The organism is Bacteroides nordii (assembly GCF_019930665.1).
GTDB classification, from domain to species: Bacteria; Bacteroidota; Bacteroidia; order Bacteroidales; family Bacteroidaceae; genus Bacteroides; species Bacteroides nordii.
In genome coordinates, this window is record NZ_CP082886.1 from 4957813 (window position 1) to 4981058 (window position 23246).

17 protein-coding genes are annotated in these 23246 nt (G+C 39.6%); 9 read left to right on the forward strand and 8 right to left on the reverse strand.

Annotated elements, in window-relative coordinates; genetic code table 11:
• The 8 genes from K8P02_RS19200 (at window position 1) to K8P02_RS19235 (ending at window position 3534) form a co-directional block, all read left to right on the forward strand.
• Complete coding sequence (locus K8P02_RS19200) at window positions 1-474, forward strand: hypothetical protein (RefSeq protein WP_025866563.1); 474 nt, start codon at window positions 1-3, stop codon at window positions 472-474.
• A gap of 107 nt (window positions 475-581) precedes the next feature.
• Window positions 582-1046: a hypothetical protein gene (locus K8P02_RS19205; RefSeq protein WP_081768100.1), complete on the forward strand. Its 465-nt coding sequence runs from the start codon at window positions 582-584 to the stop codon at window positions 1044-1046.
• 11 nt (window positions 1047-1057) lie between these two features.
• Complete coding sequence (locus K8P02_RS19210) at window positions 1058-1477, forward strand: hypothetical protein (protein WP_025866565.1); 420 nt, start codon at window positions 1058-1060, stop codon at window positions 1475-1477.
• Window positions 1478-1552: 75 nt separating this feature from the next.
• Entirely contained in the window at window positions 1553-2206 is a 654-nt protein-coding gene (locus tag K8P02_RS19215) for an RHS repeat-associated core domain-containing protein (protein WP_025866566.1), read from the forward strand.
• Window positions 2207-2217: 11 nt separating this feature from the next.
• Window positions 2218-2634 carry a hypothetical protein gene (locus K8P02_RS19220; RefSeq protein WP_025866567.1) on the forward strand — a complete coding sequence of 139 codons (417 nt, stop codon included), beginning with the start codon at window positions 2218-2220 and terminating at the stop codon, window positions 2632-2634.
• Window positions 2635-2721: 87 nt separating this feature from the next.
• Window positions 2722-2892, forward strand: a complete 171-nt coding sequence (locus K8P02_RS19225) for a hypothetical protein (protein WP_155921393.1) — start codon at window positions 2722-2724, stop codon at window positions 2890-2892.
• Window positions 2893-2963: 71 nt separating this feature from the next.
• Window positions 2964-3251, forward strand: coding sequence for a hypothetical protein (locus tag K8P02_RS19230; RefSeq protein ID WP_025866569.1), 288 nt, complete (start codon window positions 2964-2966; stop codon window positions 3249-3251).
• Between the two features lie 28 nt (window positions 3252-3279).
• Complete coding sequence (locus tag K8P02_RS19235; RefSeq protein ID WP_155921394.1) at window positions 3280-3534, forward strand: hypothetical protein; 255 nt, start codon at window positions 3280-3282, stop codon at window positions 3532-3534.
• A gap of 1145 nt (window positions 3535-4679) precedes the next feature.
• Here K8P02_RS19235 and K8P02_RS19240 read toward each other — a convergent pair.
• The 4 genes from K8P02_RS19240 to K8P02_RS19255 all read right to left on the reverse strand — a co-directional run bounded on the left by K8P02_RS19240 (window position 4680) and on the right by K8P02_RS19255 (window position 14708).
• Window positions 4680-5804 (reverse strand): glycoside hydrolase family protein, encoded by a 1125-nt coding sequence (locus K8P02_RS19240; protein WP_025866572.1) that lies wholly within the window; start codon window positions 5802-5804, stop codon window positions 4680-4682.
• A gap of 18 nt (window positions 5805-5822) precedes the next feature.
• Window positions 5823-8861: a chondroitinase family polysaccharide lyase gene (locus K8P02_RS19245; protein ID WP_394373196.1), complete on the reverse strand. Its 3039-nt coding sequence runs from the start codon at window positions 8859-8861 to the stop codon at window positions 5823-5825.
• 27 nt (window positions 8862-8888) lie between these two features.
• Entirely contained in the window at window positions 8889-10424 is a 1536-nt protein-coding gene (locus K8P02_RS19250; RefSeq protein ID WP_002558647.1) for a sulfatase-like hydrolase/transferase, read from the reverse strand.
• A 213-nt stretch (window positions 10425-10637) separates the two neighbouring features.
• Window positions 10638-14708, reverse strand: coding sequence for a hybrid sensor histidine kinase/response regulator transcription factor (locus K8P02_RS19255; RefSeq protein WP_007483336.1), 4071 nt, complete (start codon window positions 14706-14708; stop codon window positions 10638-10640).
• A 73-nt stretch (window positions 14709-14781) separates the two neighbouring features.
• Between K8P02_RS19255 and K8P02_RS19260 the strand changes: the two genes are divergently transcribed.
• Complete coding sequence (locus K8P02_RS19260) at window positions 14782-15423, forward strand: carbohydrate-binding family 9-like protein (RefSeq protein WP_002558649.1); 642 nt, start codon at window positions 14782-14784, stop codon at window positions 15421-15423.
• A gap of 1118 nt (window positions 15424-16541) precedes the next feature.
• On the opposite strand, the gene K8P02_RS19265 is transcribed toward K8P02_RS19260, so the two are convergent.
• The 4 genes from K8P02_RS19265 to K8P02_RS19280 form a co-directional block, all read right to left on the reverse strand.
• Window positions 16542-17471 (reverse strand): tyrosine-type recombinase/integrase, encoded by a 930-nt coding sequence (locus K8P02_RS19265; RefSeq protein WP_002558664.1) that lies wholly within the window; start codon window positions 17469-17471, stop codon window positions 16542-16544.
• A gap of 340 nt (window positions 17472-17811) precedes the next feature.
• On the reverse strand, window positions 17812-18582 hold the full coding sequence (gene lpxA, locus K8P02_RS19270) for an acyl-ACP--UDP-N-acetylglucosamine O-acyltransferase (protein WP_002558663.1): 771 nt from the start codon (window positions 18580-18582) through the stop codon (window positions 17812-17814).
• A 45-nt stretch (window positions 18583-18627) separates the two neighbouring features.
• Window positions 18628-20013 carry a TolC family protein gene (locus tag K8P02_RS19275; protein ID WP_002558662.1) on the reverse strand — a complete coding sequence of 462 codons (1386 nt, stop codon included), beginning with the start codon at window positions 20011-20013 and terminating at the stop codon, window positions 18628-18630.
• Window positions 20014-20020: 7 nt separating this feature from the next.
• Entirely contained in the window at window positions 20021-23224 is a 3204-nt protein-coding gene (locus K8P02_RS19280) for an efflux RND transporter permease subunit (RefSeq protein WP_002558661.1), read from the reverse strand.
• Window positions 23225-23246 lie beyond the last annotated feature (22 nt).

The window sequence follows — 23246 nt, forward strand, 5'->3', positions numbered from 1 at the left end:
ATGAAGAAAAATATTGTAATAAAACTATTTGGGGGGCTTTTCATTGTGTCTTTTTTTGTTCTCCTTTTTATGAGAGTTAATACCAATATTTATGTTTGGAACTACTCTGGTTCTTCCACACCCATTGATATTCAACTGAAAATTGATGATAAGCTAATTTTTAAGGACTCTTTGCGTAGCTCTTCATTTTTCCCTACCATAATCTGTAAGAAGTTAAGATATGGGGTACATAAAATTGATGTGTTGTCTAAGAAAGCAGATATTAATCAAAAAAGTAAAATTTTACTTTTTCCTAACCAGTACATTTTTGTTGGATTTTCTGGAACCGATATATTAACCTTGAAAAAGAAAGTATTTAAAGAAGGGAATGATTCAGTAGATGTTTCACAAAAATTACTTATAAAGAAAATGCCAGGTTATCGTCAGCCTGAGTTTTTAATAGAAAGTAAATTTAATCCATTTTATACTCAATAACTTATTTTGCTCTGCAATATGAATAAGGTGTAGGAAGAAAGATAACTCTTTATTCTAAACTATAGTTCATGAAGGGTGGTAGATATTTATGGAAGGAGGTAATTTTTATGAAGAAAAATATTGTAGTAATATTGTTTGGGATTCTTTTAGTCATATCTTTCTTTTCTATAAAAGTTAGTACCAATATTTATGTAGGAGATTATTCTTATTCTCCTATGGTTATTGATGTTCAACTGAAAATTGATGATAAATTAGTTCTCGATGATTCTTTGCATAGTTCTCCTTTTTTCCCTACTATACTCAATGAGAAATTAAGATATGGGTTTCATAAAATTAATATATCATCTAAAAAAGCGGACATTGATCAGGAAAATAAAGTTTTTCTTTTTCCTAATCAATACGTCCATATTGAATTTTTTAGGGCAGACACATTAGGTATGGGGGAAGAAGCTTTGGCAGAGTATAATTCGATAATAGAAACTTTTCCGGGTGTATTTAGCAAAAGAATTCCTTCTCGTACTCGGTCCAGTTTTGGGGTATGGACTAATTTTAATCCGTTTTATACAGAATAATTTGAATTTATATGAGAAAGCTAAAGAGAATATTTTTTATTGTTTTTTTAGGGATACTTGTGTGTGGCATTTTACAGCAATTGTATTATAAAGTAAAATATGAAGGAAACTTGATATTTTATATAGCTAATGAATCTTTGGTGGATCCTGCCCAATTGGAGATTTTTATAGACGGAATTAAAATCATAGATGAGGAAATTGAAAACGGATTTCATTGGTATAAACGATATTCTGCTAAAACGACATCTGGTAATCATAAAATAGCTGTTAGAATGAATGGAGAGCTTGCTGAAGAAGTGGAATTAAATACATTTTTAGTTACTTTTATGACTATAGAGTATTATGGAGATATTTTGGATATTCCAGGTGAGTATAGAGGGCAACACTTTAATATAAGTGTTCACAAATCTCCAATGCTTTTTATAGCTTAACAAAATAGTGTTTTGCAATACATATACATAAAAGAAGAAAAGGGAAATTTTACATGAAAGAAGAACTAACTGCAGATGAAAATATGCATTTATTCAATTTCTCCCTATGCGTATTGTGCGAATAATCCTATAAGATATGTCGATTTGCAAGGAGATAGTTTAATACTATCAGGCAATGCGTTAGATATACAAGCGATTGCCAGTACATACAATTTAGGATTAGGTGGATTTTATACTACTTCAGCCGATGCTACCGGAAAAATGTCAATATCTCCTGTTGCAGGGACTGATCCTAATAAAATGACTGCAGAGCAAAAAGCTTACTATTCTGCATTGGATAAGGTGATTAGTGGAACAGATGGTATGACAACAATCAATGTTGCTAATGGCACATCAGTTGTTATTGGAGATGTCAATACAAGTACTATTGATATAAGAGATATCCAAGTTTTAGGGAATGGGACTGACATAAATCAAGGAAGTGCTTTATTACATGAAACCATAGAGCAATATGGCGTCCAGATTAAAGGTCAAACACCTACAGTAGCGCATTTGAAAGCATCTGGTGCAGAGCGGATGGTAACAGGAAGTTATGTAGACCCAATAAATAGATTTTTGGTTAGTGGACAATTGAGTGTTCCAATATTAGATCCGGCAACAGGAAATACCCTTAAAACCGTTATAATATATGTAAATAATTCAGGGAATGTAATAGGTATAAGACGTTAATATTTTGAATCATGAGAACTATAATTATTGTTTTGTTTTTTAATATCATTAGTATTATTAATGTCAATAGTTGTAATTTGTGTTGTGACATTAATATAGATTCATTATTTAGAACGAATCTTATGAAGCTAAAGGAGTTGGTGAAAGATTCTTCGAAATACGTGGTTGTGCAAGAGAGAAATAGCATTAAGTTTTTGTATGTAATATCACTGTTGTCTGGTAAATTCATTTCAGACCCACATAATGTTGTCGTAAATTCTATAACAATAGCGGCAATAGAAGACTGGTATCAAAAGAAGAAAATATACATTACATGCGAAAAAATAAAGAAAGCATATTCTTTATTAGAGCCTCCGATGTTTAATACAGTTGAAGATGTAGAAAGGTACTCCAATGAATTGGAGCAACTTGAAATAAAAGATGAATAAACCTTGATTCCGCAACCTTATAAGAAGTTCCGGAATCAAGGTATAAATGGTGCTAAGTATGATTTTTTTATTTATAAAAAGATAAATATGGAAAAAATGCTTAATTTATTTTTATCAATATCATTCTTTTTTAATGCCTTCTCTCAAGAAAATAGTATAAACCCAATAAATCAACTTAATAATGCAGAACAAAAAGAAGGACTTTGGGTGGATAATGGTAAATATAGGCAAGAGAAATATATTATAATAATGGTATAAAATCAGGGGTATTTAAAGAATATAATTCTCAAGGAAAACTTCTTGTTTTTGGTGAATATCAAGATGATAAAATGTGTGGGATATGGTATTATTTTGAGAATATAGGAATTTTGTGGATGGTTTCTCATTCTTTTTCAAAAAATACAATCTCAATTATAAATGAAGGGGATCAGAAAATATATACTTCTGATTATAAATGTTATTCCGTTTTCTATTATCCTAATGGAAATATCCAAAGCGAGGGACTACTTTTATGCTCTGAGGGAGAAATTCCTGAATTTGATTTTTCACGAGAGTATGGTGGATGGAAATATTGTGATAAAAGTGGAAAACTTATACAAGTAAAAGAATTCAAATAAGACGTTGATATCATATAGTGGAATAATTATGATTAATAAAAAGAAAATTTTAATATATAGAAAGTATGATGGTAATTTAGATGCATGGGCACGAATTGCAACATTAGATGAGAAAGAAAGTATGTCAGATGATGATTGGTATTTAATAGACGAATTAATTCAAGATATAATTATTTCAAAATCAAATATAGAGGAAATCTTGAAGAAAAATACCGAAGATAAAGAAACTATAAATGAAATACTAAATGTTGCTATAGAATATAGACGGAAAGCACAGCATTAGATCTATTAAAATTGAGGAGGTAGAAGGTCTTATACCAAATCACTGCTGGGACTAAGTGCCCAGCAGTGGATATTTAATTAAAAATAGACGATAAATTAATTTTAGATGATTCTTTGCATAGTTTTTCTTTTTCTCAATCAGTATATATATGTTGGATTTCTTGGAGCAGATACATTATATTTAGAAAAGAAAGCTTTAGTAAATAGGAATGATTCGGTAGCAGTTTTCCAAAGTCTATTTATTGAGAAGACATCAGGTCGCCATCAGTCAGAGTTTGTGATAGAAAGTCGATTTAATCCGTTTTATACAGAATAGTTTAAAATTATAATGTAAATGGAATAAAGTTCATCGTTGATGAATAGTAAATATAATTCGGGATATACAGTTATGAGAAAAAAATAGTAAGATTGATGTTATGACAGAATGGTGGAATGATTATCAAAATGTTCAAAAACAACAAATAGATTTCTTTTTGAATGATTTTCGAAATTTAGAACAGGGAGTTTATAAATGGAATGGTGATACTTGGAAACTGAGTAATTAGATATGAAAACAATAACTATTATTTAGTAATGATTAAACAATAACTTAGTACGCAATAAGACGAATGATGAGGGTATATCAAAAGTAAAATTAGCCATTATAAAAACGCAGATGAACGCTAGAATTTACGCAAAGATTGAATGAAATCTGCGTTAATTTGCGTTCATCTGTGTTTCTAAAGAGACCTACGGATAGCTTGGTCCGGCTTTTGACTTTTACCCTCTCTTTCTGAGAAAGCTGTCACAAGTTATGTTTTTTAAGCAGGCTTGTTTATCGGTCAGGCATTTTATTTATATCTATTTTCTCTCACCATCATCTTTCAATAATAATTCTCTTTTCTTCCTGAAAATAAAGTATTTTCTCCCAATAAAAAGATATCTTTCTTCCTAATAAATCTATAACCGTAACTTTCGGTTATAAAACCAAAAGTTTTGATTATATAACTAAAAGTTTTGTTTATACAACCAAAAGTTGTGGTTATAGTTCATCCTATAAGAAGGAGAACTTCTTTCAGGAAGAAAAGCAAGTTTTATTCCTGACTCTCATAAGTATGAAAAGGATAAGGGAAAGAGCAGGAATACCGGTTTCCTTTTTATACTTACTTATTTCATAATCGGAATTACCATATTCCATGACCGTGTTGCATTTTCAAATCCTCCGGGGCCATCCATCGTTGCAAAGAATATATAAGCAGGTTTGCCGTTTTCAAAAAAGATGAAGGGGCGTTCCAGTTGCCCCTGGGTAGTTACTGTACCATCTTCCCATTCCAATGTTTTGGAGTAGGCCTGTGCGTCTTTATCTACTGTCCAGTGAGTCGCATCTTTTGAGTGTGCCATAGCTCCGGCTTTGGCCTCGATGGTGTATTTTCCTACATGATCTTTAAAGATGATGTGATATCCATCTTTGTCTTTCCATAAGAACGGATCTTCTGCCTCTCCCTGACCGTTTACCTGAAAGATGGGCTGATTGCTGTTCTGTACTTCATAAGGACCTTCTATATGCTTTGCTTTGGCAATTCCTAAAGCCATATCGGAGTATTTGTCATTACCGATGTATTCCCGGGCTTTGAATATCATTGTAACCGAACCATCTTCTTCTACAATAGGAGAAGGGTTTGACGTCAGAAAACTATAAAAAGTATTGGGCTTGGTTTTTAGGATAGGTTCGTCAAGGCGTGTCCACGGACCGTAGAGAGATTTGGATTTGGCAATACCCACTCTTTTATTGCTACGGGCTACTATACACCACGGACTTTCCAAGGTAAGTTGTTCTGCAGTAGGCGTATCGAAGGGGTGAGTGGATCCCATGTAAATCAGATAATAAGTATCTCCCTCTTTTAAGATACGTGGGTTATGTGCCGAACGTCCGTCCCAGTATTGTGCCCCTCTTTCTGCCAACGCGATGTCTGATAGTTTATAAGGTCCTTGTGGAACATCACTGGTGGCGTGTACAATTTCCGATGCCACCATCCATCCCGGATGAAAAGGAAGGGATTTCGGAAAACGAGATACGAACATGTGGTATTTACCGTCATCTCCTTTAATGACAGAACTTCCCCATACCCACCAGCCTTCACATTCGAAGGCCGGTGCTTTATAAGCTTTTCCAAGCTTCCGGAATAATGGATTTTGGGACTTTATTTTCTTTTGTTGTACCTCTTGCAATGTTTGGGCGTACATTGTAGTTCCCAACAAAAGGTATATAATAAATAGAATGCTGTTTTTCATACTTTAATCTCCTTCGTTTTATTTCTTATGAAGTTTTACTTCCAGGCTTGCTGCATCTGTACAGGTAAACTCTAATACTGTTTTTTTAGTATCCGAAGAGACAGTCTTACACCCGGGAGTTTCATCGATTTCCCATTTGCCTTTTAACTCGATACGGACGGGGATCGATTGGCTTGGATTTCCTATCCAGGGACGGGAGTAAATACTGCGTTCGATGCGTTTTCCCTGTTCATCGTATATATCATCCGAAGGACCCCGATAGAGTGCCAGGTCGGGTTGGCATACGGTAAGTACGGCTTCCTGCTTATGCTCACGTAACATGATGAGGCAGGAGGTATCTACTTTTTGTATGAGGCCTTTCGGCAACACATCCGGAGTTTCAAATAAGATATAAGAGGTAGTATTACTCTTCAGATCGCGTACGATATGTGCATTACGATCCTTTTGAAGTACCTTATAAGATGGCTTTTTAGCGAAACTGCTTATCTCTGTTTGGGTTGTCTGCGGAAGAATCGCATATTCGTAGGAGCCTCCTTTGGGTGCTTTGCCATGATCGACAGTCAGTGATACCCAGTCTCCTTCGGTTTTCTCTCCGGTATTTTGCTTACGTGAGTATTGCGGAAAATTCTTTTCGAACTTGGCAGCGACGGGAACATAATAACCTGTTCCGATGGGATCTATCCAGTACTTTCCGTTGCCTTGATAATCTTTCCAATAGTTATGTCCGGCATTATCTTTTACTGCAAGCTGGAAGATGGTTGTTTCTGTAGGATATTCATTGTTTGTATTTTCAATATCCGAGCCAAGACACACAATCACTTCGTCAAAGAAATGAAAAGATTTACGGGCGCGGTGTGAGCCATTGTATTTATCATGTTCGTGCAGCTTCATTCCGAATGCTCCGTTCCTGTGTTCCTGTGAGATACCTCCTGCAAACACTTCGTCCGAATATAGCATTTCTTCATATCCCGAAAACACGTCTACATTGAGAATATTGGCTTCCAACTGATCTACCGGGAGATGAATGGCTGTAGTTCCTGGGATACGTCCCCAGTCAAAACCTTCTTCCTGCCATCCGCCACTGGTAGACGATACCTCTTCTCCCTGAGGAGCAGTCATGATTTGCAGGCTACCATGGGCCAGATAACGTCCGAAAAGGTTTGCACCGCGATAGTGCTCGGCCGCCCACAAATAACGCGAATGCCCACGGGCTACTGCCGACCAGTTATAACGACGTTGTATGGACACACAAGCGTATCCCATTGCCTTATTCCCTTCGGGATCCTGTTCCGGACTAAATCCTTTACCGGAAAATAGATTTCTGAAAGATTCTTCTCGTTTGTTGCATTTATACGGTGCTTCTGTCAGGCGTAAATAGGCATTGGCCATGTCTGTGTCTATATCTTGTTTCCGGTCAGGGGAGCCTGCCAGAGCCATTAGAATATAATGCTCGGGGATTAACTCTCCTTTCCCATTGGGATGACGTCCGGACATTGAGAGAGGGAAACTACGTTTGTTACAATAGAAACGCATGGTGAGGAGTACTTCTTTCACTGTCTGATGAGCCAGCTCTGATACTGCAAAATCGGTATGGCTCAGTAGATAAATCATGTTGGTAGCTCCTGTCAGACCGCCTGTTGCATAAGCCGGATAATTGTTACAATGGTGATAGGCGGAACCATCTGCTTTGAAGGCATCATTCAACCCTTCAGCCGGTAGACAACCATTATTGAGCCATCGTGAGTAGGATTTCAGATACTGTACTTTCTCAGGAGTATCTTCCATGAACAGGATGCTGGCGATACGCCCGGTACTGAGTGTATTGAAGAAATCGATATCGATACCTGCTGTTTTCGGTTTATTATATACATCGTTTACAGTCGAATACCAAAGCATTGCTTTTTCTGCTTCTTCTTGTTTCCCTATTTCCCGGAACACTTCTTTCATCAGAAAATAGGCAGTAAAGAAAGGACGGAAACTATAACCGTAATGGGTGATATTACCCAAACAACTGCCATATGCTATCCCCTGATCGGTAATATGATCATACATTGTAATAAACATTTGCTTGAGCACATCTTTGTCCTGAGGATTTATTGCATTGTTATATGCCACGGCGATTCTGTTCATTAAGCTAAAGAAATTGCTAACCTCCATGTTATTAGCGGCCATTATATTTCCTTTCCAGTCTGGCAGAATGCGTTCGTAAGCTTCGCCTGCACGTCCGTAAAAAAGAGGAAGTCCGGAAACTTTGCCATCTTTGTATGTTATACCGTAGGATTCGTATGCTTTGCGCAGGTTAGCTATCGTTTGCGGAGTAACTTCACTTGGAGGACATATTATTTCCCGCAGACGATTTTCTATTACTTTTATTTCCTTATGTTGCAGGTTACTAACCGTCTTTTCCAGTGGGATATCCGGAGTTAATTGAGAATATTTTAATGCAAATAACCAATGATTACCCGTTTCTTTGTTAACAAACGGCACTTGTAAATCGGCTGTTTGATAACGATGATCCATTTTAGCGGCTGTGAGCAAATGATCAATGAATATTTCGCCCGGAACATCGGGAGCGGTAATGCGTATTTTGTTCATTCCCTCTTCGGGGGTCCCTTGCATATCCCGTTCATAAGATACCCAGGCAGCCCGCCATCCATGGAAATTCAATCCGAAAGGGAACGAAGTACATACTTTTCCATCTTTCAGAAATTCGAATTGCATAGTTTGCCCTATTGGCTTCTCATTGTATATCCATACCACAAAGACTGACAGATATTTATCAACTCCTGTCGGATCTTTTTTTTCGAATTTCAGATCTTTATCAATGGTGATACTGCTCCCTGGCTGGAATTTCCATTGCAGGGAGTGCGTACCGTCTTTATAATGTTGGTCGGAGATGGATAGGCCGGAGTTTGTACCGGAAATAAATGAAGGTACTTCTGCCGATTCGAAAGACAGAAGCCTGTCATGTTTCACTATTTGTGCTGAAAGCAGGATAGGTGTAACCGCCATTATGGTAGCACAGATACCATTTCTGATAGATTTGTATTTTGTCATATGAATTGTGTATTAAAAATAAGATATTTATTTCTTTACTTCTTCTAATAAAGCAGATAACTCTTGCACTATTTTGGGATGTTCGTTTGCCACATTCTGTCTTTCGGAAGGATCAGATGACAGATTGTATAGTTGAGCACGTTTATCATTGCCTAATTCCATTTTTGTCCAGTACTCGATGGCCGGTCCATCACTGGGTTCAATATATTTCCATTGTCCCTTGATGATAGCAAGCGTGTTATTCAGGTTCTGTTGCACAACGTAGTCACGATTGGCAGCTTCTTTACCTAATAGTACTCTTAAATGTTCCTGGCTATCGGGAGCTGCCCCCTTTCGCAAAGGTTGTTTCAGTAAAGAAGCAAGAGAGGCATAAACGTCTATTTGTGAGAAAAGGGCTTGTTGTTTACTTGGTTTGATACCTGCCGGCCAGCGAACGATGAATGGAATGCGTGTACCAGCTTCATAAGCACTGTATTTGCCACCTCTGTAAATCCCCATAGGGGTATGACCGTTCAGCAATTCGAGAGCCTGGTCCTGATAACCGTCATCAATGACCGGACCATTATCGCTTGTGAAGATTAGCATTGTATTTTCTGTAAGGTTCAGGCTATCCAGTGTATTCATGATTTCACCGATTGTCCAATCTAATTGCAGAATAACATCACCACGGGTACCTAATCCGCTTTTGCCTGCAAAACGGGGATGTGGAATGCGGGGAACATGTACATCCTGTGTACCCATATACAGGAAGAACGGTTCATTTTTGTGTTGTGAAATGAAGTTTTTAGCCTTATTGGTGATGATATCGGCTATATCTTCGTCTTTCCAGAGAGCCGATTTTCCTCCTGTCATCCATCCGATGCGGGGAATACCATTAATGATTGTATTGTTGTGGCCTTGGCTGGGTTTGAGTGTAACCAACTCCGGATTTTCTTCACCTGTAGGCCAGTTGCCCACTTTGTGATTATAACTGACTGTAATCGGGTCGTTCGGGTCGAGTCCTACTACACGTCCATTCTCTACGAACACACAAGGTACCCGATCTACAGTAGCAGGAATCACAAATTCATAATCGAAACCGATGTCTTGTGCATTGGGAGATATCTGTTTGTTGAAATTGGTTCCTCCTTTAGGACCTAATCCGAGATGCCATTTCCCTACTACCCCAGTGGCATATCCTGCGTCTTTCATCATGTCGGCCATTGTGACACAAGTAGTATCAATAATTAATTCGGAGTTGCCTGGAGCAATTCCTGTGTTTTCCTGTCGCCAGGGATACATACCTGTCAATAGTCCGAAGCGGGAAGGGGTACTGGTGGCGGAAGTTGCATAGGCATTGGTGAACTGTACACCTTGTCCCGCCAGTCGGTCAATGTTGGGGGTACTAACCTTGGTTGCCCCATAACAACTGAGATCACCAATACCAAGATCGTCTGCAAAAATATAGATAATATTAGGTTTCTGTTGTTTGTTATTTCCTGTTTCTTTTTGGGCACTGACTCCACAACTTGTTATCAAAGTGATACCGGATAGTAGAGGCAAAGTATACAATACCTGTTTCATGGTTTTTATTATTTAAGGATTTCTATTGTGCAAAGATAGTCCTCATGAAACAAGATAATGGATAATGTTGTACGGATAAAGGCAAGAAAAGTACATAATGGGGAGTGATAAGCGATTAGGGATGGGGGATTAGTGGTTAGTGATTAGTGATAAGTGATTAGTAGGCTGCGCAATTTTCCTGTATGGTACTAATCACTAATCATTAACCACTAATCACTCTTCTTCTTCGTCATCTTCTCCCTCTTCTCCTTTTCGATAATTCATCGGACTGACGTGATATACATCTTTAAAACATTTGCTGAAATATCGGGATGAAGAGAATCCGACTTTATCCGAGATTTCCGTAATGTTCAGCTCCGGATTGTTTCGTAACATTACGGCACCTTTTTTCAGACGGATGGTTAGTATAAAATCATTGGGAGTTTGTCCTGTTACAGCTTTTAACTTACTGAACAGATTGGTACGTGCCATTCCCATTTCACGGGCAAAAGTGTTGACATTGAAAGTTGAATCATCCAGATATTTTTCTATAATTTCCATAGCACGGTCCAACATCTCCTTATCCATAGGGTTTGTGGCCAAAATTTGTGCAAATGCCTGGGGCTGCTTTGTAAACTTTTCCTGCAACTGAATGCGTGAATTAACAAGATTATTGCAACGTGAAACTAATATGTTGATATTGAATGGTTTTGTGATATAGTCATCTGCTCCAAGACGCAATCCTTCCACAGTATGCTCCACAGCAGTTCTTGCTGTAAGCAAAACTACCGGGATGTGGCAGGTGTTAAACTCGCCTTTAATCTGTTTGCACAATTCCGTTCCGGACATACGGGGCATAACCACGTCACTTAACACGATACTTGGCATCTCTTTTTGTACCAGTTCCAATGCTTCTACACCGTCCGATGCGGTAATAACCTGATAGAAAGTCCGGAAGAGCTCTGCCAACATCTCGCGAATAGATGCGTCATCTTCTACAATCAACATCTTGGTATCTGATGGGTGAGTCGGAACGATGTCGTTGTCTAAAGCAGCTTCTGCCATTATGGCGGCAGTGCCCGGCTGTGCGGGTTCCTGCTGTTGTATGATCTCTTCTTTCAGGGAAATCTGCTCTTGTTCAAAGTGCCCGTTGCCTAATTTTAATGTGATAATAAAGCTACTGCCTTTACCTTTCTCACTTTCTACGGATATTGTACCGTGATGTAACTCAATGATACCTTTGGTTAATGCCAGTCCTATTCCAGTTCCGGCACCTACTGCTAAAGTGTCAAGCTGCTCAGTCTGATAGAAGCGGTCGAATATTTTATCTATTTCGGCAGCATCAATACCCGAACCGGTATCTTGTATTACGATGACAGCATTTCCGTTCTGTTTTTTTACACAGATAGAGATCGTGTCTTCTTCCTTGGTATGCTTTAATGCGTTGGAGAGTAAATTGTTGATGACTTTTTGCATCTGCTTCTGGTCATACCATACTTCAATGTCTTCTTCTTCTTTTTTAAATTTGAAGTTGATTTTTTTACTGCTGGCATACTCTAAGAACAGCAAATAGTTTTCATAAAGGAAAGTAACCAGATTATGCCTGCTTACTTTGATCTTCATATGTCCCTGTTCCTGTTTACGGAAATCGAGTAACTCTCCAATTAATTCGCGCAGTTGCAAACTGCTTTTGTAAATCCTCAGAATTTTATTATACACAGTTGGAGTAAACGTCTGTACTTGCAACAGCGTTTCTATCTGACCTACAATAAGCGTGAGTGGTGTACGGAATTCATGAGAAATATTGGTGAAGAACCTTAGTTTGGACTGATTTAATGATTCCAGGTCTTCAATATGTTTCTGCTCGTATTTGAGAGACTCGCGCAGTCTGATTCTTGATTTGTAAACCTGAATAAGATATAGCAGTAGACTACCTGTAAATACGACATAGATAAGATAAGCCCACCAGGTTTCATACCATGGCGGAAGAATATGGATCTTTAGTCGGACTGCTTTGATGTCTTCCCGCTGAGTCTTTACTATAAAAGTATACGTACCGGGATTCAGGTTGGTATATGTGATAAAGTTTTGACCGCGTTGGACGCTGTTCCATTCATTGGAGAACCCTTCGAGGCAATAAAGTATTTTATCCCGGTTGGCAGGAATATAGTTTGAGGTGGTATATTCGATACTAAACATGTTCTGATTCGCCTGTAGGGTAATCTCGGGAGTATAGGATAAAGAGTATTGCAAGATACCGGTTTCGTCGTCCGGAGTAATCTCTTTTCCATTGACGATAAGACGCGACAGAAGGATATTGTATGATTTGGGAGTAAAAAACAAAGCTTTTTCGTGAAAGGATATCATTCCCTGTACACCACCCAGGAATACTTCTCCGTCACGGGTAATGTACAATGCATTCTCATTAACGGCAGTTAAGGGAAATCCGTTTTCAATACTGTAATTGTGGAATTTTCGGTTAGGAACATCAAATTGGGAGAATCCTTGATTAGTAATGAGCAGCAGGCAGTTTTTCTCAAAAGACGATTCATGTATTTCGTAGATACAATCGCTGGATAGTCCGTTTTTCTGCATATCGAAGTTTTCGAAACTGTCCGTTTCCTTGTGATACAGATCGAGCCCGCTACCGGATGTAGAAAACCATAAGTTACCCTGGCTGTCCTGCATGATACTGTTTACATTGTTATTACTGATACTGTTTGTATGATTGTCGACATCATTCGGAATTGTTGAATCATGCCGGTAATTGATTAGTTTATCCGTGTCAAACCGATAGGAATAAACGCCTTCGCCTGTTGCGGCAATCCAGAGCGTGCTGTCCCTATCGACAAATAAATCGGCTACCATTTTAATAGCTTGTCCTTCTCTGGTGTCTTTGAAGAGTTGTTGGCAGGTTTCTGTTTCCGGATCAAATAGGCATACTCCGTTTTGTGTACCCACAATGAGTTGATCATGGAAAGGAGTTATGTCCCGGATGATGTCTGAGGGTAATGAGTGCGGATCATCTTCTTTCATTCTGTAATGAGTGAAGCGGTTTGTACGTAAATCCAGTTTATTAAGTCCGCCTAAGTGGGTTCCGAACCACATTCTTTCACCTTTTTCATCATAATAGATCGCTTTTACGTTATTGTGCGAAATACTGTTGCGTCCTTCTTCGTGACGTAACCACCGGAAAGTCCCTTCTTTTCGGTAATAGACATTTACCCCGCCTCCTTCTGTACATATCCATAAATTTCCATCCTTATCTTCTATCATACGTCCGATGATAGAACTACTTAGGCCATCCCGTTCCGTATCGGAAGCTTTGTAACGGGTGTAAATTTCGTATTCCGGATTGAAATAATTTACTCCTCCGAAATAGGTGCCGAGCCACAAGGTACCCTGGGCGTCCTTTACAATGCACCAGATAGAAGAGTGCGTGAGACTTTCTGTTTCATGTCCTGCCGTATAAACGTCAAAACGACCATTACTCTTTTGATAACGATTCAGCCCGTTAAATGTACCGATCCAAATGTTTCCATTGTTGTCCTCGCAACAATCTCTGACAAAATCAGAAGAAACACTATTGGGATTTGACGGGTCATGACGCATATTGTGTATTATCCCCTCACTGTCGATGTGATATAATCCGTATTCCCAGCTTCCGATCCATAGTTCTTTTGAAGAATCCTGGTAAATATTTGTTATGTTTCCCTTTTCGATGGGGTGGGTGAGTGTTTTGTTTTTGTCAAGTTTGTATACCCCGCTGTTTTCGGTTCCCATCCACAGATTGCCTTTATCGTCGAGATGGAGGCAAGCGATAGAGATGTCTTTTCCAGCCAGGTGGTAGGTAAGGTCAAAATTCCGTGTCTCCTTGTTGAATACATATACCTCGTCTTTTTTACCGATAAAAAGACGTTCGTTAAAATAGATACTTGTGACTTTTCCTTGCAATAAGGTGGTAAACTTCTGCGTCGTAAGGTCGAATTCGGCTACACCTTCCGTACATAGCACATAGACTTTTCCTTTCTGATCTCCTGTAATACGAAGAATGGTATTACAGAACAAACTGTTAGGATTGTTTTTCTGTAGTTTGAATGTTTTTATATTATTACCATTGTAACGGTTCAGCCCTTCACGTGTGCCTATCCAGATTCCCCCCTCTTCGTCTACATAGAGACTGTTCACAGAAAACTGAGATAACCCGTCATCAGTAGTCAGATGCCTGAAAGTTATGTTTTGTTTCTGAGCAAGAACGGTGACTGTATTAAGTATAACTAAGAATAAAAGGATGAATTTTTTCACTTTTTGCCGGGTTTAAGGTGAAACTAACCACAAATATATTACTTTTGTTTGACTTATAGAAATACATGAAGCTATGAAAGTAAAAAAAATTAGTGTAGCCAACGTGGAAGTCAGTTCACTTCCTAAATTGCTGGATGAAGAAAAGATTGGATTCCAGCCTATTAATCAGGTGAATTGGACTGAATATCCTTATTGTCCGAAAGTAGAATTTCGGGTAGCTCATACAGAGAGTGCCATTTTGCTGCATTTTAAAGTAACAGAGGCCAGCGTGCGTGCCCGCTATGGCGAAGATAACGGTTCGGTGTGGACTGATTCCTGTGTGGAGTTCTTTTCTATCCCTGCCGGCGACGGAATCTACTATAATATTGAATGTAATTGTATTGGGACTGTTTTGATAGGGGCCGGTCCCCAGCGTAATAACCGTGAGCATGCGCCGGTAGATGTAACGGCTCAGGTGCAGCGTTGGTCAAGTCTTGGTCGTGTGCCTTTTGAAGAACAGGTAGGAGAAGTAACCTGGGAGGTTGCTTTGGTCATTCCTTATACTGCATTTTTTAAGCATCAGTTAACCTCATTGGATGGTAGAACAATAAAGGCGAACTTCTACAAATGTGGTGACGAACTTCAAACTCCGCATTTCCTTTCCTGGAATCCTATCGAGATAGAGAAACCAGATTTTCATCGCCCCGATTTCTTCGGTACATTGGAAATGGAATAAACAAGAGTGTTTATCTTCTTCCACCTGTTTTGGACGAAACGGCTACTTCCCTTAAAGTTCATAACAGGTGGAATTTTTTTGTTCTGCATTTATTTATTCTTCTGAAATTGCTAATGGTATCCACATAGCATATAATCTAAAACATAAAAATAGTATATTATTATGTCTATAAATGCATACATTTAATGTGCTGTTTATTAATGTGATGTGGATATTGGTATGCTTTAACTGTATTCATAACATCCGGATGTTTTTGCTAAAAACACCCGGGTGTTGTATCTGAAAACATCCGGGTGTTCTTATGGGAAACATCCGGATGTTCTAATATTCCGATCCTTGAGTTCTTTTCATATTAAAGTTACTGTTTGTATGTATACAAGTGTACTGTTAGTGGTAGGAAATATAGTATAGGTTGGATCTCTATTATATAGGGAGAAACATTTTGGATTTGTATTGAGAAATATAATCGAATAGTACTAAAATAGAATTGATAAGAAGATGCATCCGACTATGTAAGCATCTTCTTTTTTTCTGCTTAGAAGAGCCGGACGGTTGTGATTATCCCTCTTTCTTTTAGCTCTGTTAATATTTTAGCCTCTTTACTACTGCGGGCTCTGGATCTGTGAGCAAGACTATAAACCCGCCAGGGAGTAGTATTAAATGTAGTTGCGATGTTAATATACTCCTTTCTGTTGCTCGAAAATAAAAAACTACCAAACCATGTTACCATAACTTCTGCCTGTTTTGCTTTTTCTGTTAATAATGTTGTTTTCAGATTATAGCTCTGTTACTTTGTAGGTAACAGAAAAAAGGTAAATTAGGAGCTCTAAAGTGTTTTGAGCAGCTGTTTTTATAAATGATTTATCGTTTGCATGGAAGTAAATGCAATAGTTATGTAGTCCATATTTATTCGGATAAATATGGTGATGTTATTCTTTTACATTAGGGGGTTGATTTTTCAGTAGTTTGGGTGAAATGTTCCTCTATTCTTAATTTTTGATTTATATTCCATTATTTTGATAAAAAAATAGGATGATTATTTTGTTCATAGGAAAAATATTTTAATCTTTGCACCAATATATATCTTCTGTTACCTACAAAGTAATAAGGTCAGTAGTTCATGGATTGAGGTGTATTACTGACGAGATAATTTTCCTGTTTGCCGCATCTATTCTTTCAATATTAAAAGGTTTTAAATAAGTCTCAGTAACCGTAATTGATGAATGCCCCATTGCTTCTGAAATAATTCCGGGATGGATTTCATTATAATAAGCCAGAGTAGCCCATGTGTGCCTTGCGGTATATGAACTTAGAGGGGTCTTTAACTGAAGTGCTTTTGTCAGAAGGGAAAGCTGCTGATTGAATATGCGTAGCGTCCATTGATATTCATGATAAGCCTCTGCTGTACCTTCTCTATGGGTCAGAAATGGAAACAGGTAAGGGGAATGTGGATTTGTATCCATATATTTCTCCAGAATGGTTAGTGCTTCCTGAGGTACTTCTACGATTAGTTGTTTACCCGTCTTACGACGACGGTAGGTGATAATGTTGCCATTCAAGTCTTTTTTGTGTAAGTTCACCAAATCTACAAAAGGTAAGCCGCGCAACATAAACATAAGAATGAATAAACCGTGCGTACGGGAAAGGCTGTGGGGGATTTCATCCGTATCCCAGCTGTGAAGTATCCGGGACATATCTTTGATATTCAATGCTTTTTTTCTGTCTGCCCGTGTTCCTGTATAAACCTGCTTGAACAAGCGTGGAATGTAGGGAGCCAGATGTTTATCGACAGCACGGTTGTAGGTGGCACGCAATGCACGTAAGTATGTAGACACTGTATTCCAACTCCTTTGTTTTTGCCTTAAATATGCCTCAAAGCCTTTCAATAATTCCGGTGTTATTTTTCTGAAAGGTATTGTGCTGCTATGGCAAAATGTGATAAAACTATTTAAACTGTTTTTGTATATATGCGCGGTCCCGTGATTATTGTTATTCTCAAAGTTACAGATTACAGAGCGCATGAAAAATACGAAATCATTTTGTTTCATTCTTTTTGATTATTAGTTTATAAATGATCGGTAAAATATCTCTTCTGTTCTTCTTTTAAATTTTGCTGTATATATTTACATATTACATAGATAAAAGAGTGTAGAGAACAAATTCAGATGGAAGTTATTCTTATTTTTCAGACTCCTTAGCTAACGAAGAGGGCTTGTTAACTTTTATTTGATATAATATATCTGTATCAGAGAGGAGAGTTGAGGAATTTTGATGGAGGATCCTATGGTGGTAAGTTTATATGGATGGTTGGTGAATAAAAGAAGAAGGTTCTGTCTACCCTTTTAAGGGCAAGCAGAACCTTCTTCTTTTAAGTATATTTTTCGAAATTTACTTTACAATACCTCGTTCCGATCCCTTCACAAAGCTTACGATGTTTTCGATTTCTTCGCTCATCGGTACCTGGTCTATGATTTTCTGTACAGCATCAGTCAGACTGAAATTACCTTGATAAATCAAACGGTAGGCATTGGCAATGTGGCGTAAGATTCTTTCCGAAGCATTGTGGTGTTGAGTCAGTACAACTGCATTCACCCCATGATAAGTAGTTGGGTTGCCCGACATAATAATATATGGAGGAACATCTTTTGAGATGCGGCATCCGCTCTGGATCAATGTCCAGCTACCCACATGACAATACTGATGGAGGATAACATTGCCGCTTAGGATCACACAATCGTCAAGTGTACATTCACCGGCTATTGTTGTTGCAATTCCTGCTACGCAATGGTTGCCTATCTGAACATCGTGACAGATGTGAACCTTATCCATAAGGAAGTTCTCATTTCCAATTTTTGTAGCATTGCCTGCAAAGGTGGCACGGCTGATCACTACATTTTCACGGATATGATTGTTGTCACCAATAATCAGATTGGTTTCTTCTCCCGTGTAGTGGAAGTCCTGAGGTTCTGCACCAAGCACTGCATGGTGGTGTATCTTATTACCTTTACCCATACGTGTACCTTTCAGAACACTGGCATAGGCCATGATTACACAGTCGTCCCCGATTTCGACATCTTTTTCGATATAGGCAAAAGGTTCGATAGTGACATTCTTTCCAATTTTTGCCTCGGGGTCTACATAAGCTAACGGACTAATCATGATATTTTACAATTTTACGATTTACGATTTACAATTTAATACCTCTCAATCTTCTCTTCCACCACCCAATGCACGGTAAAGGCTTACTACCGCCTGCATGCTATCGAAGCTGTCGGATACCTGTGACAGGCGTGCGCTAAGCAGTGATTGCTCTGCTGACAGTACTTCGAGGTAGGTAGACGTGCCTAATTTAAACAATTCTTTTGTATATTCGGCACCTTTCTCTGCAGATTCTACCTGAAATTTACGTGCAGAGGTCTTTTCGGCTGTTGTCTGATACAAAGAGAGGGCATTACTAACTTCGCTTCCGGCATTCAAAAGAGACTGTTGAAAGGCAAGTTTCGCTTCTTCCTGTTGTGCTTTGGCTATTTTCAAACGGGCAATATTACTACCACGATAGAATAGAGGCTGTGTCAGCGAACCAAGAGCTGAAGCAAGAAGTTTACCCGGATTGACAATCATGCTACCTGCACTGTTAGTCCAACCGGCAGAACCGCTGATTGTGATTTGTGGATAGAATGCAGCACGGGCTGAATTGGTATTATAGTAAGTATTGGCCAATGCCATTTCAGCAGCTTTCACGTCGGGACGGTTGGACAATAACTGGAGAGGTATTCCTACTGAAAACTCAGAAGGCAGTTGCTGTTCTTCAAGCGTACTGCGTTTGATGGTTTGCGGAGCTTGTCTGAGCAACATGCAGAGTGCATTTTCTGTCTCACGAATGCTCTGACGAATAGCGGGAAGGGATGCCAATACTTGTGCATAAGCTGTTTCGCTTTGTGACACAGCAGCAGCATTGGTCATTGCTGCATCTTTCATGGCACGCATCGTTTCTACATTGCGCTTCATGATGTCGGCTGTTTGTTCGGAGATATCCATCTGACGGTCGAGCATTAGCAATGTATAGTACGTATTGGCGATACCGGCTATAATTTGTGTCTGTACAGCCTGACGATAAGCTTTGGTTTGTAATAGGGTAGCTTGTGCACCGCGTTTGGCATTCAGTAATTTTCCAAACAAGTCAATTTCCCAGCTGGCTGTTACCGGCAGCGAATACGTCTTGGTGGCAGCACTTTTATCAAAGCTGCTAATTGTTCCCTGTGGCGACAGTGCTAACGAAGGAGCATAAGCCAGACGTGAAGTCATTAGCGCATTTTTTGCTTCTTCTACTTTCAGGATGGCTGTCTGAAGGTCGGTATTATTGGCTAACCCTTGCTCGATAAGTGTTTGCAACTGAGGGTCAGTAAACACTTCTCTCCAAGGCAGATTGCCGAAGTTGGCAGTATCTGAGGCCAGTGTATCACCGGTAGCTACCGTGTCGCGATACAAACCGGCAGTCAGTATGTCTTCGGGCCTGTCATATGATTTATAGATGTGGCAGCTGCTCAGAAGAGCAGTTGCACACAACATATATATAATTTGTTTCTTCATTCTAATCTTATTTAGCATATTGTTCAATTTCTGTTTCAGCATCTGAATTGTCGATATCTTCCCATTCCATCGGTTTGATTTTCTCCTGTAAGTACTGGAAGATTACGAACAATGCGGGTACCACAAATATCTGGCAAATCATACCAATCAACATACCACCTACGGCAGAAGCACCTAATGCACGGTTACCATTGGCACCTACACCAAAAGCGAACATCATAGGAAGCAAACCTACTACCATAGCCAATGAGGTCATCAGGATAGGACGAAGACGCGCACCGGCACCTAATACGGCAGCCCAGGTAATACTCATACCCATTTTACGACGGTCGAGGGCAAACTCTACAATCAAAATGGCGTTCTTTGCCAACAGACCGATCAACATAATCAAGGCAATCTGCATATAGATGTTGTTGGTCGCCGCTCCAAGTATCGGGACAATGTTGTTGGCAAGTCCCATCAGATGTACGAAGATGAAACTACCGGCCAGACCGAATGGTACAGAAAGCAATACTGACAATGGCAGGATATAACTTTCATACTGGGCACTCAACAGCAAGTAAACGAATACGAAGCAAAGGATAAAGATCATTGCCGTTGTACTGCCGCTTGAACTCTGCTCTTCACGGGTCATACCGGAGAACTCATAACCGAATCCGGTAGGTAGGGTCTGTTCTGCTACTTCCTGCATAGCTTGAATAGCCTGACCGCTACTATAACCATCAGCCGGGTTACCGTTGATCTTCATAGACGTAAACATGTTGAAACGGGTGATATTATCCGGTCCGTATACTTTCTTGATAGTCATGAACTGGGTGATAGGAGCCATTTCGTTTCCGTTACGCACTTTGATTGATTTCAAAGACTCCAGATTGGTACGACTGTTAGGATCGGCCTGGATCATTACACGGTATAACTTACCAAAACGGTTGAAGTTGGATGAGTATAAACCACCATAATATCCTTGTAGGGTCGTTAGGATCGCATTCGGAGTCAAACCTGCTTTTTTACAAGCTGCCGCGTCAATATCAATCATGTATTGCGGGAAGTTCGGGTTGAATGAAGTTTGTGCCGAAGCAATTTCAGGGCGCTCTGTCAACTTGGTTATAAAGTCTTGTGCCACTTCATAGAATTTGTCCAGACTACCACCGGTCTTGTCCTGCAAGTTCAACTCAAAACCGTTGGATACACTATATCCGGGGATCATAGGAGGTGCAAACAGCAAAACGCGTGCATCTTTTATTACTTTGCGGGCTTTGAGGTAAAGCATGCCAGAGACAAAGTCGGAACGCTGCTCAATGGTACGGTCATCCCAGTTTTTCAACTTACAGATAAATGAACCATATCCTGGTCCTTGACCTGCCATGAAGCTGTATCCGGAAATCATCGTACGGCTTTCGATAGCGGGTTCGGAAGCAAGCAGACTGTCTATTTGCATCAATACCTGTTCGGTACGGTCTTGTGATGTACCGGGAGGAAGATCGACAACTGCCATAATGGTACCGGTATCTTCATTTGGAACCAGTCCGGTAGGAGTGATCTTCATAAAGAAGAGCAACAAGGCGATGCCGGCTACTACGGATCCTATCGTCAGCCAGGGCTTATGGATGAAGTTCAGCGTACCCTTCTTGTACTTCTTTAATATCCCGTCGTAATAAACATTGAATGCAGTATGGAAACGGCTGACGAAAGTAGACTTCTTTCTTTCTTCCGGATCATGAGGCTTCAACAAGATAGCACATAATGCCGGAGTCAGTGTTAATGCGTTTACAGCAGAAAGTCCGATTGCAATTGCCATGGTAAGACCGAACTGGCGATAGAATACACCGGAGGTTCCCGACATAAAACTAACAGGGATAAACACGGACATCATTACCAACGTAATAGAAACAATGGCACCACCCAATTCACTCATGGCGTCAATGGAAGCAAGACGGGCCGATTTGTAACCCTGGTCCAGCTTGGCATGGACGCCCTCGACGACGACGATGGCGTCGTCGACCACTATGGCAATGGCAAGCACCATGGCACAAAGGGTCAGCAAGTTGATACTGAAACCGATGATATAAAGTACGAAGAATGTACCGATCAGGGCTACAGGGATAGCAATGGCCGGAATCAATGTAGAACGTAAGTCTTGTAAGAAAATGTACACTACAATGAACACCAGAATAAAGGCTTCAATCAGTGTTTTGATTACTTCATGGATAGAAGCGAATAAGAAGTCATTGGCATTCTGCGAAATACTTACTTTTACGCCCGGAGGCATTGTTTTTTCTGCATTTTTCAACAAGGTTTCGCAATCCTTGATAATTTGTGTCGCATTGGAACCCGCTGTCTGGAAGATAATGGCAGTTACACTCGGATGACCATTTGTTTTATTGGCAAACCCGTAAGTCAGACGTCCCAATTCGACGTTGGCTACATCCTTGAGGCGTAATACTTCACCATCGGCAGTGGCGCGAATGACGATGTTCTCAAATTCTTCCTGGCTTTGCAGACGGCCTTTATACTTCAATGTATATTGGAAAGTCTGGTTGCCACGTTCGCCCAGTGAACCCGGAGCAGCTTCGATATTTTGTTCTGCCAGGGCGGTAGAGATGTCAGTCGGCATTAAGTGATATTGAGCCATTATTTCCGGTTTCAGCCAGATACGCATGGAGTAATCAGATCCCATTACCATGGCGTCACCTACACCCGGTACACGTTGTACTTCCGGGATAACGTTGATTTTGGCATAGTTTTCAAGAAATTCATTGTCGTACTTGTCGTCAGAACTGTAGAGAGAGAAGACAAGCAACATACTGGTTTGCCGTTTAGAGGTGATAACACCTACCTTGGTAACCTCTGCAGGGAGGAAACCCTGAGCTTTGGCAACACGGTTCTGCACGTTAACGGCAGCCATATCCGGGTCGGTTCCCTGTTTAAAGTAAACTTCAATGGAGGCATCTCCGGTGTTGGTTGCCGTAGAAGTCATGTACATCATGTTCTCCACACCATTGATCTGCTCCTCAAGTGGAGCAATCACACTGTTCAATACAGTCTGTGCATTGGCTCCCTGATAAGTTGTACTGACGCGTACAGTAGGAGGTGCGATGTCCGGATATTGGGAGATAGGCAGTGATATAAGGCCTAAGATACCCAAAATTACTATCAGGATGGAGATGACCGTTGATAGTACCGGACGGTTAATAAATCTATCTAATTTCATATTTTAATCTTCTGATTTTACA

Excerpts from the sequence above, each read along its gene's own strand:
- K8P02_RS19230 (WP_025866569.1), top strand. The coding sequence starts at position 2,964 with ATGTGTGGGATATGGTATTATTTTGAGAATATAGGAATTTTGTGGATG.
- K8P02_RS19235 (WP_155921394.1), top strand. The coding sequence starts at position 3,280 with ATGATTAATAAAAAGAAAATTTTAATATATAGAAAGTATGATGGTAAT.
- K8P02_RS19265 (WP_002558664.1), bottom strand. The coding sequence starts at position 17,471 with ATGAAACAAAATGATTTCGTATTTTTCATGCGCTCTGTAATCTGTAAC.
- K8P02_RS19225 (WP_155921393.1), top strand. The coding sequence starts at position 2,722 with ATGGAAAAAATGCTTAATTTATTTTTATCAATATCATTCTTTTTTAAT.
- K8P02_RS19260 (WP_002558649.1), top strand. The coding sequence starts at position 14,782 with ATGAAAGTAAAAAAAATTAGTGTAGCCAACGTGGAAGTCAGTTCACTT.
- K8P02_RS19215 (WP_025866566.1), top strand. The coding sequence starts at position 1,553 with ATGAAAATATGCATTTATTCAATTTCTCCCTATGCGTATTGTGCGAAT.
- K8P02_RS19210 (WP_025866565.1), top strand. The coding sequence starts at position 1,058 with ATGAGAAAGCTAAAGAGAATATTTTTTATTGTTTTTTTAGGGATACTT.
- K8P02_RS19205 (WP_081768100.1), top strand. The coding sequence starts at position 582 with ATGAAGAAAAATATTGTAGTAATATTGTTTGGGATTCTTTTAGTCATA.
- K8P02_RS19240 (WP_025866572.1), bottom strand. The coding sequence starts at position 5,804 with ATGAAAAACAGCATTCTATTTATTATATACCTTTTGTTGGGAACTACA.
- K8P02_RS19280 (WP_002558661.1), bottom strand. The coding sequence starts at position 23,224 with ATGAAATTAGATAGATTTATTAACCGTCCGGTACTATCAACGGTCATC.
- K8P02_RS19200 (WP_025866563.1), top strand. The coding sequence starts at position 1 with ATGAAGAAAAATATTGTAATAAAACTATTTGGGGGGCTTTTCATTGTG.
- K8P02_RS19275 (WP_002558662.1), bottom strand. The coding sequence starts at position 20,013 with ATGAAGAAACAAATTATATATATGTTGTGTGCAACTGCTCTTCTGAGC.
- K8P02_RS19245 (WP_394373196.1), bottom strand. The coding sequence starts at position 8,861 with ATGACAAAATACAAATCTATCAGAAATGGTATCTGTGCTACCATAATG.
- lpxA (WP_002558663.1), bottom strand. The coding sequence starts at position 18,582 with ATGATTAGTCCGTTAGCTTATGTAGACCCCGAGGCAAAAATTGGAAAG.
- K8P02_RS19250 (WP_002558647.1), bottom strand. The coding sequence starts at position 10,424 with ATGAAACAGGTATTGTATACTTTGCCTCTACTATCCGGTATCACTTTG.
- K8P02_RS19220 (WP_025866567.1), top strand. The coding sequence starts at position 2,218 with ATGAGAACTATAATTATTGTTTTGTTTTTTAATATCATTAGTATTATT.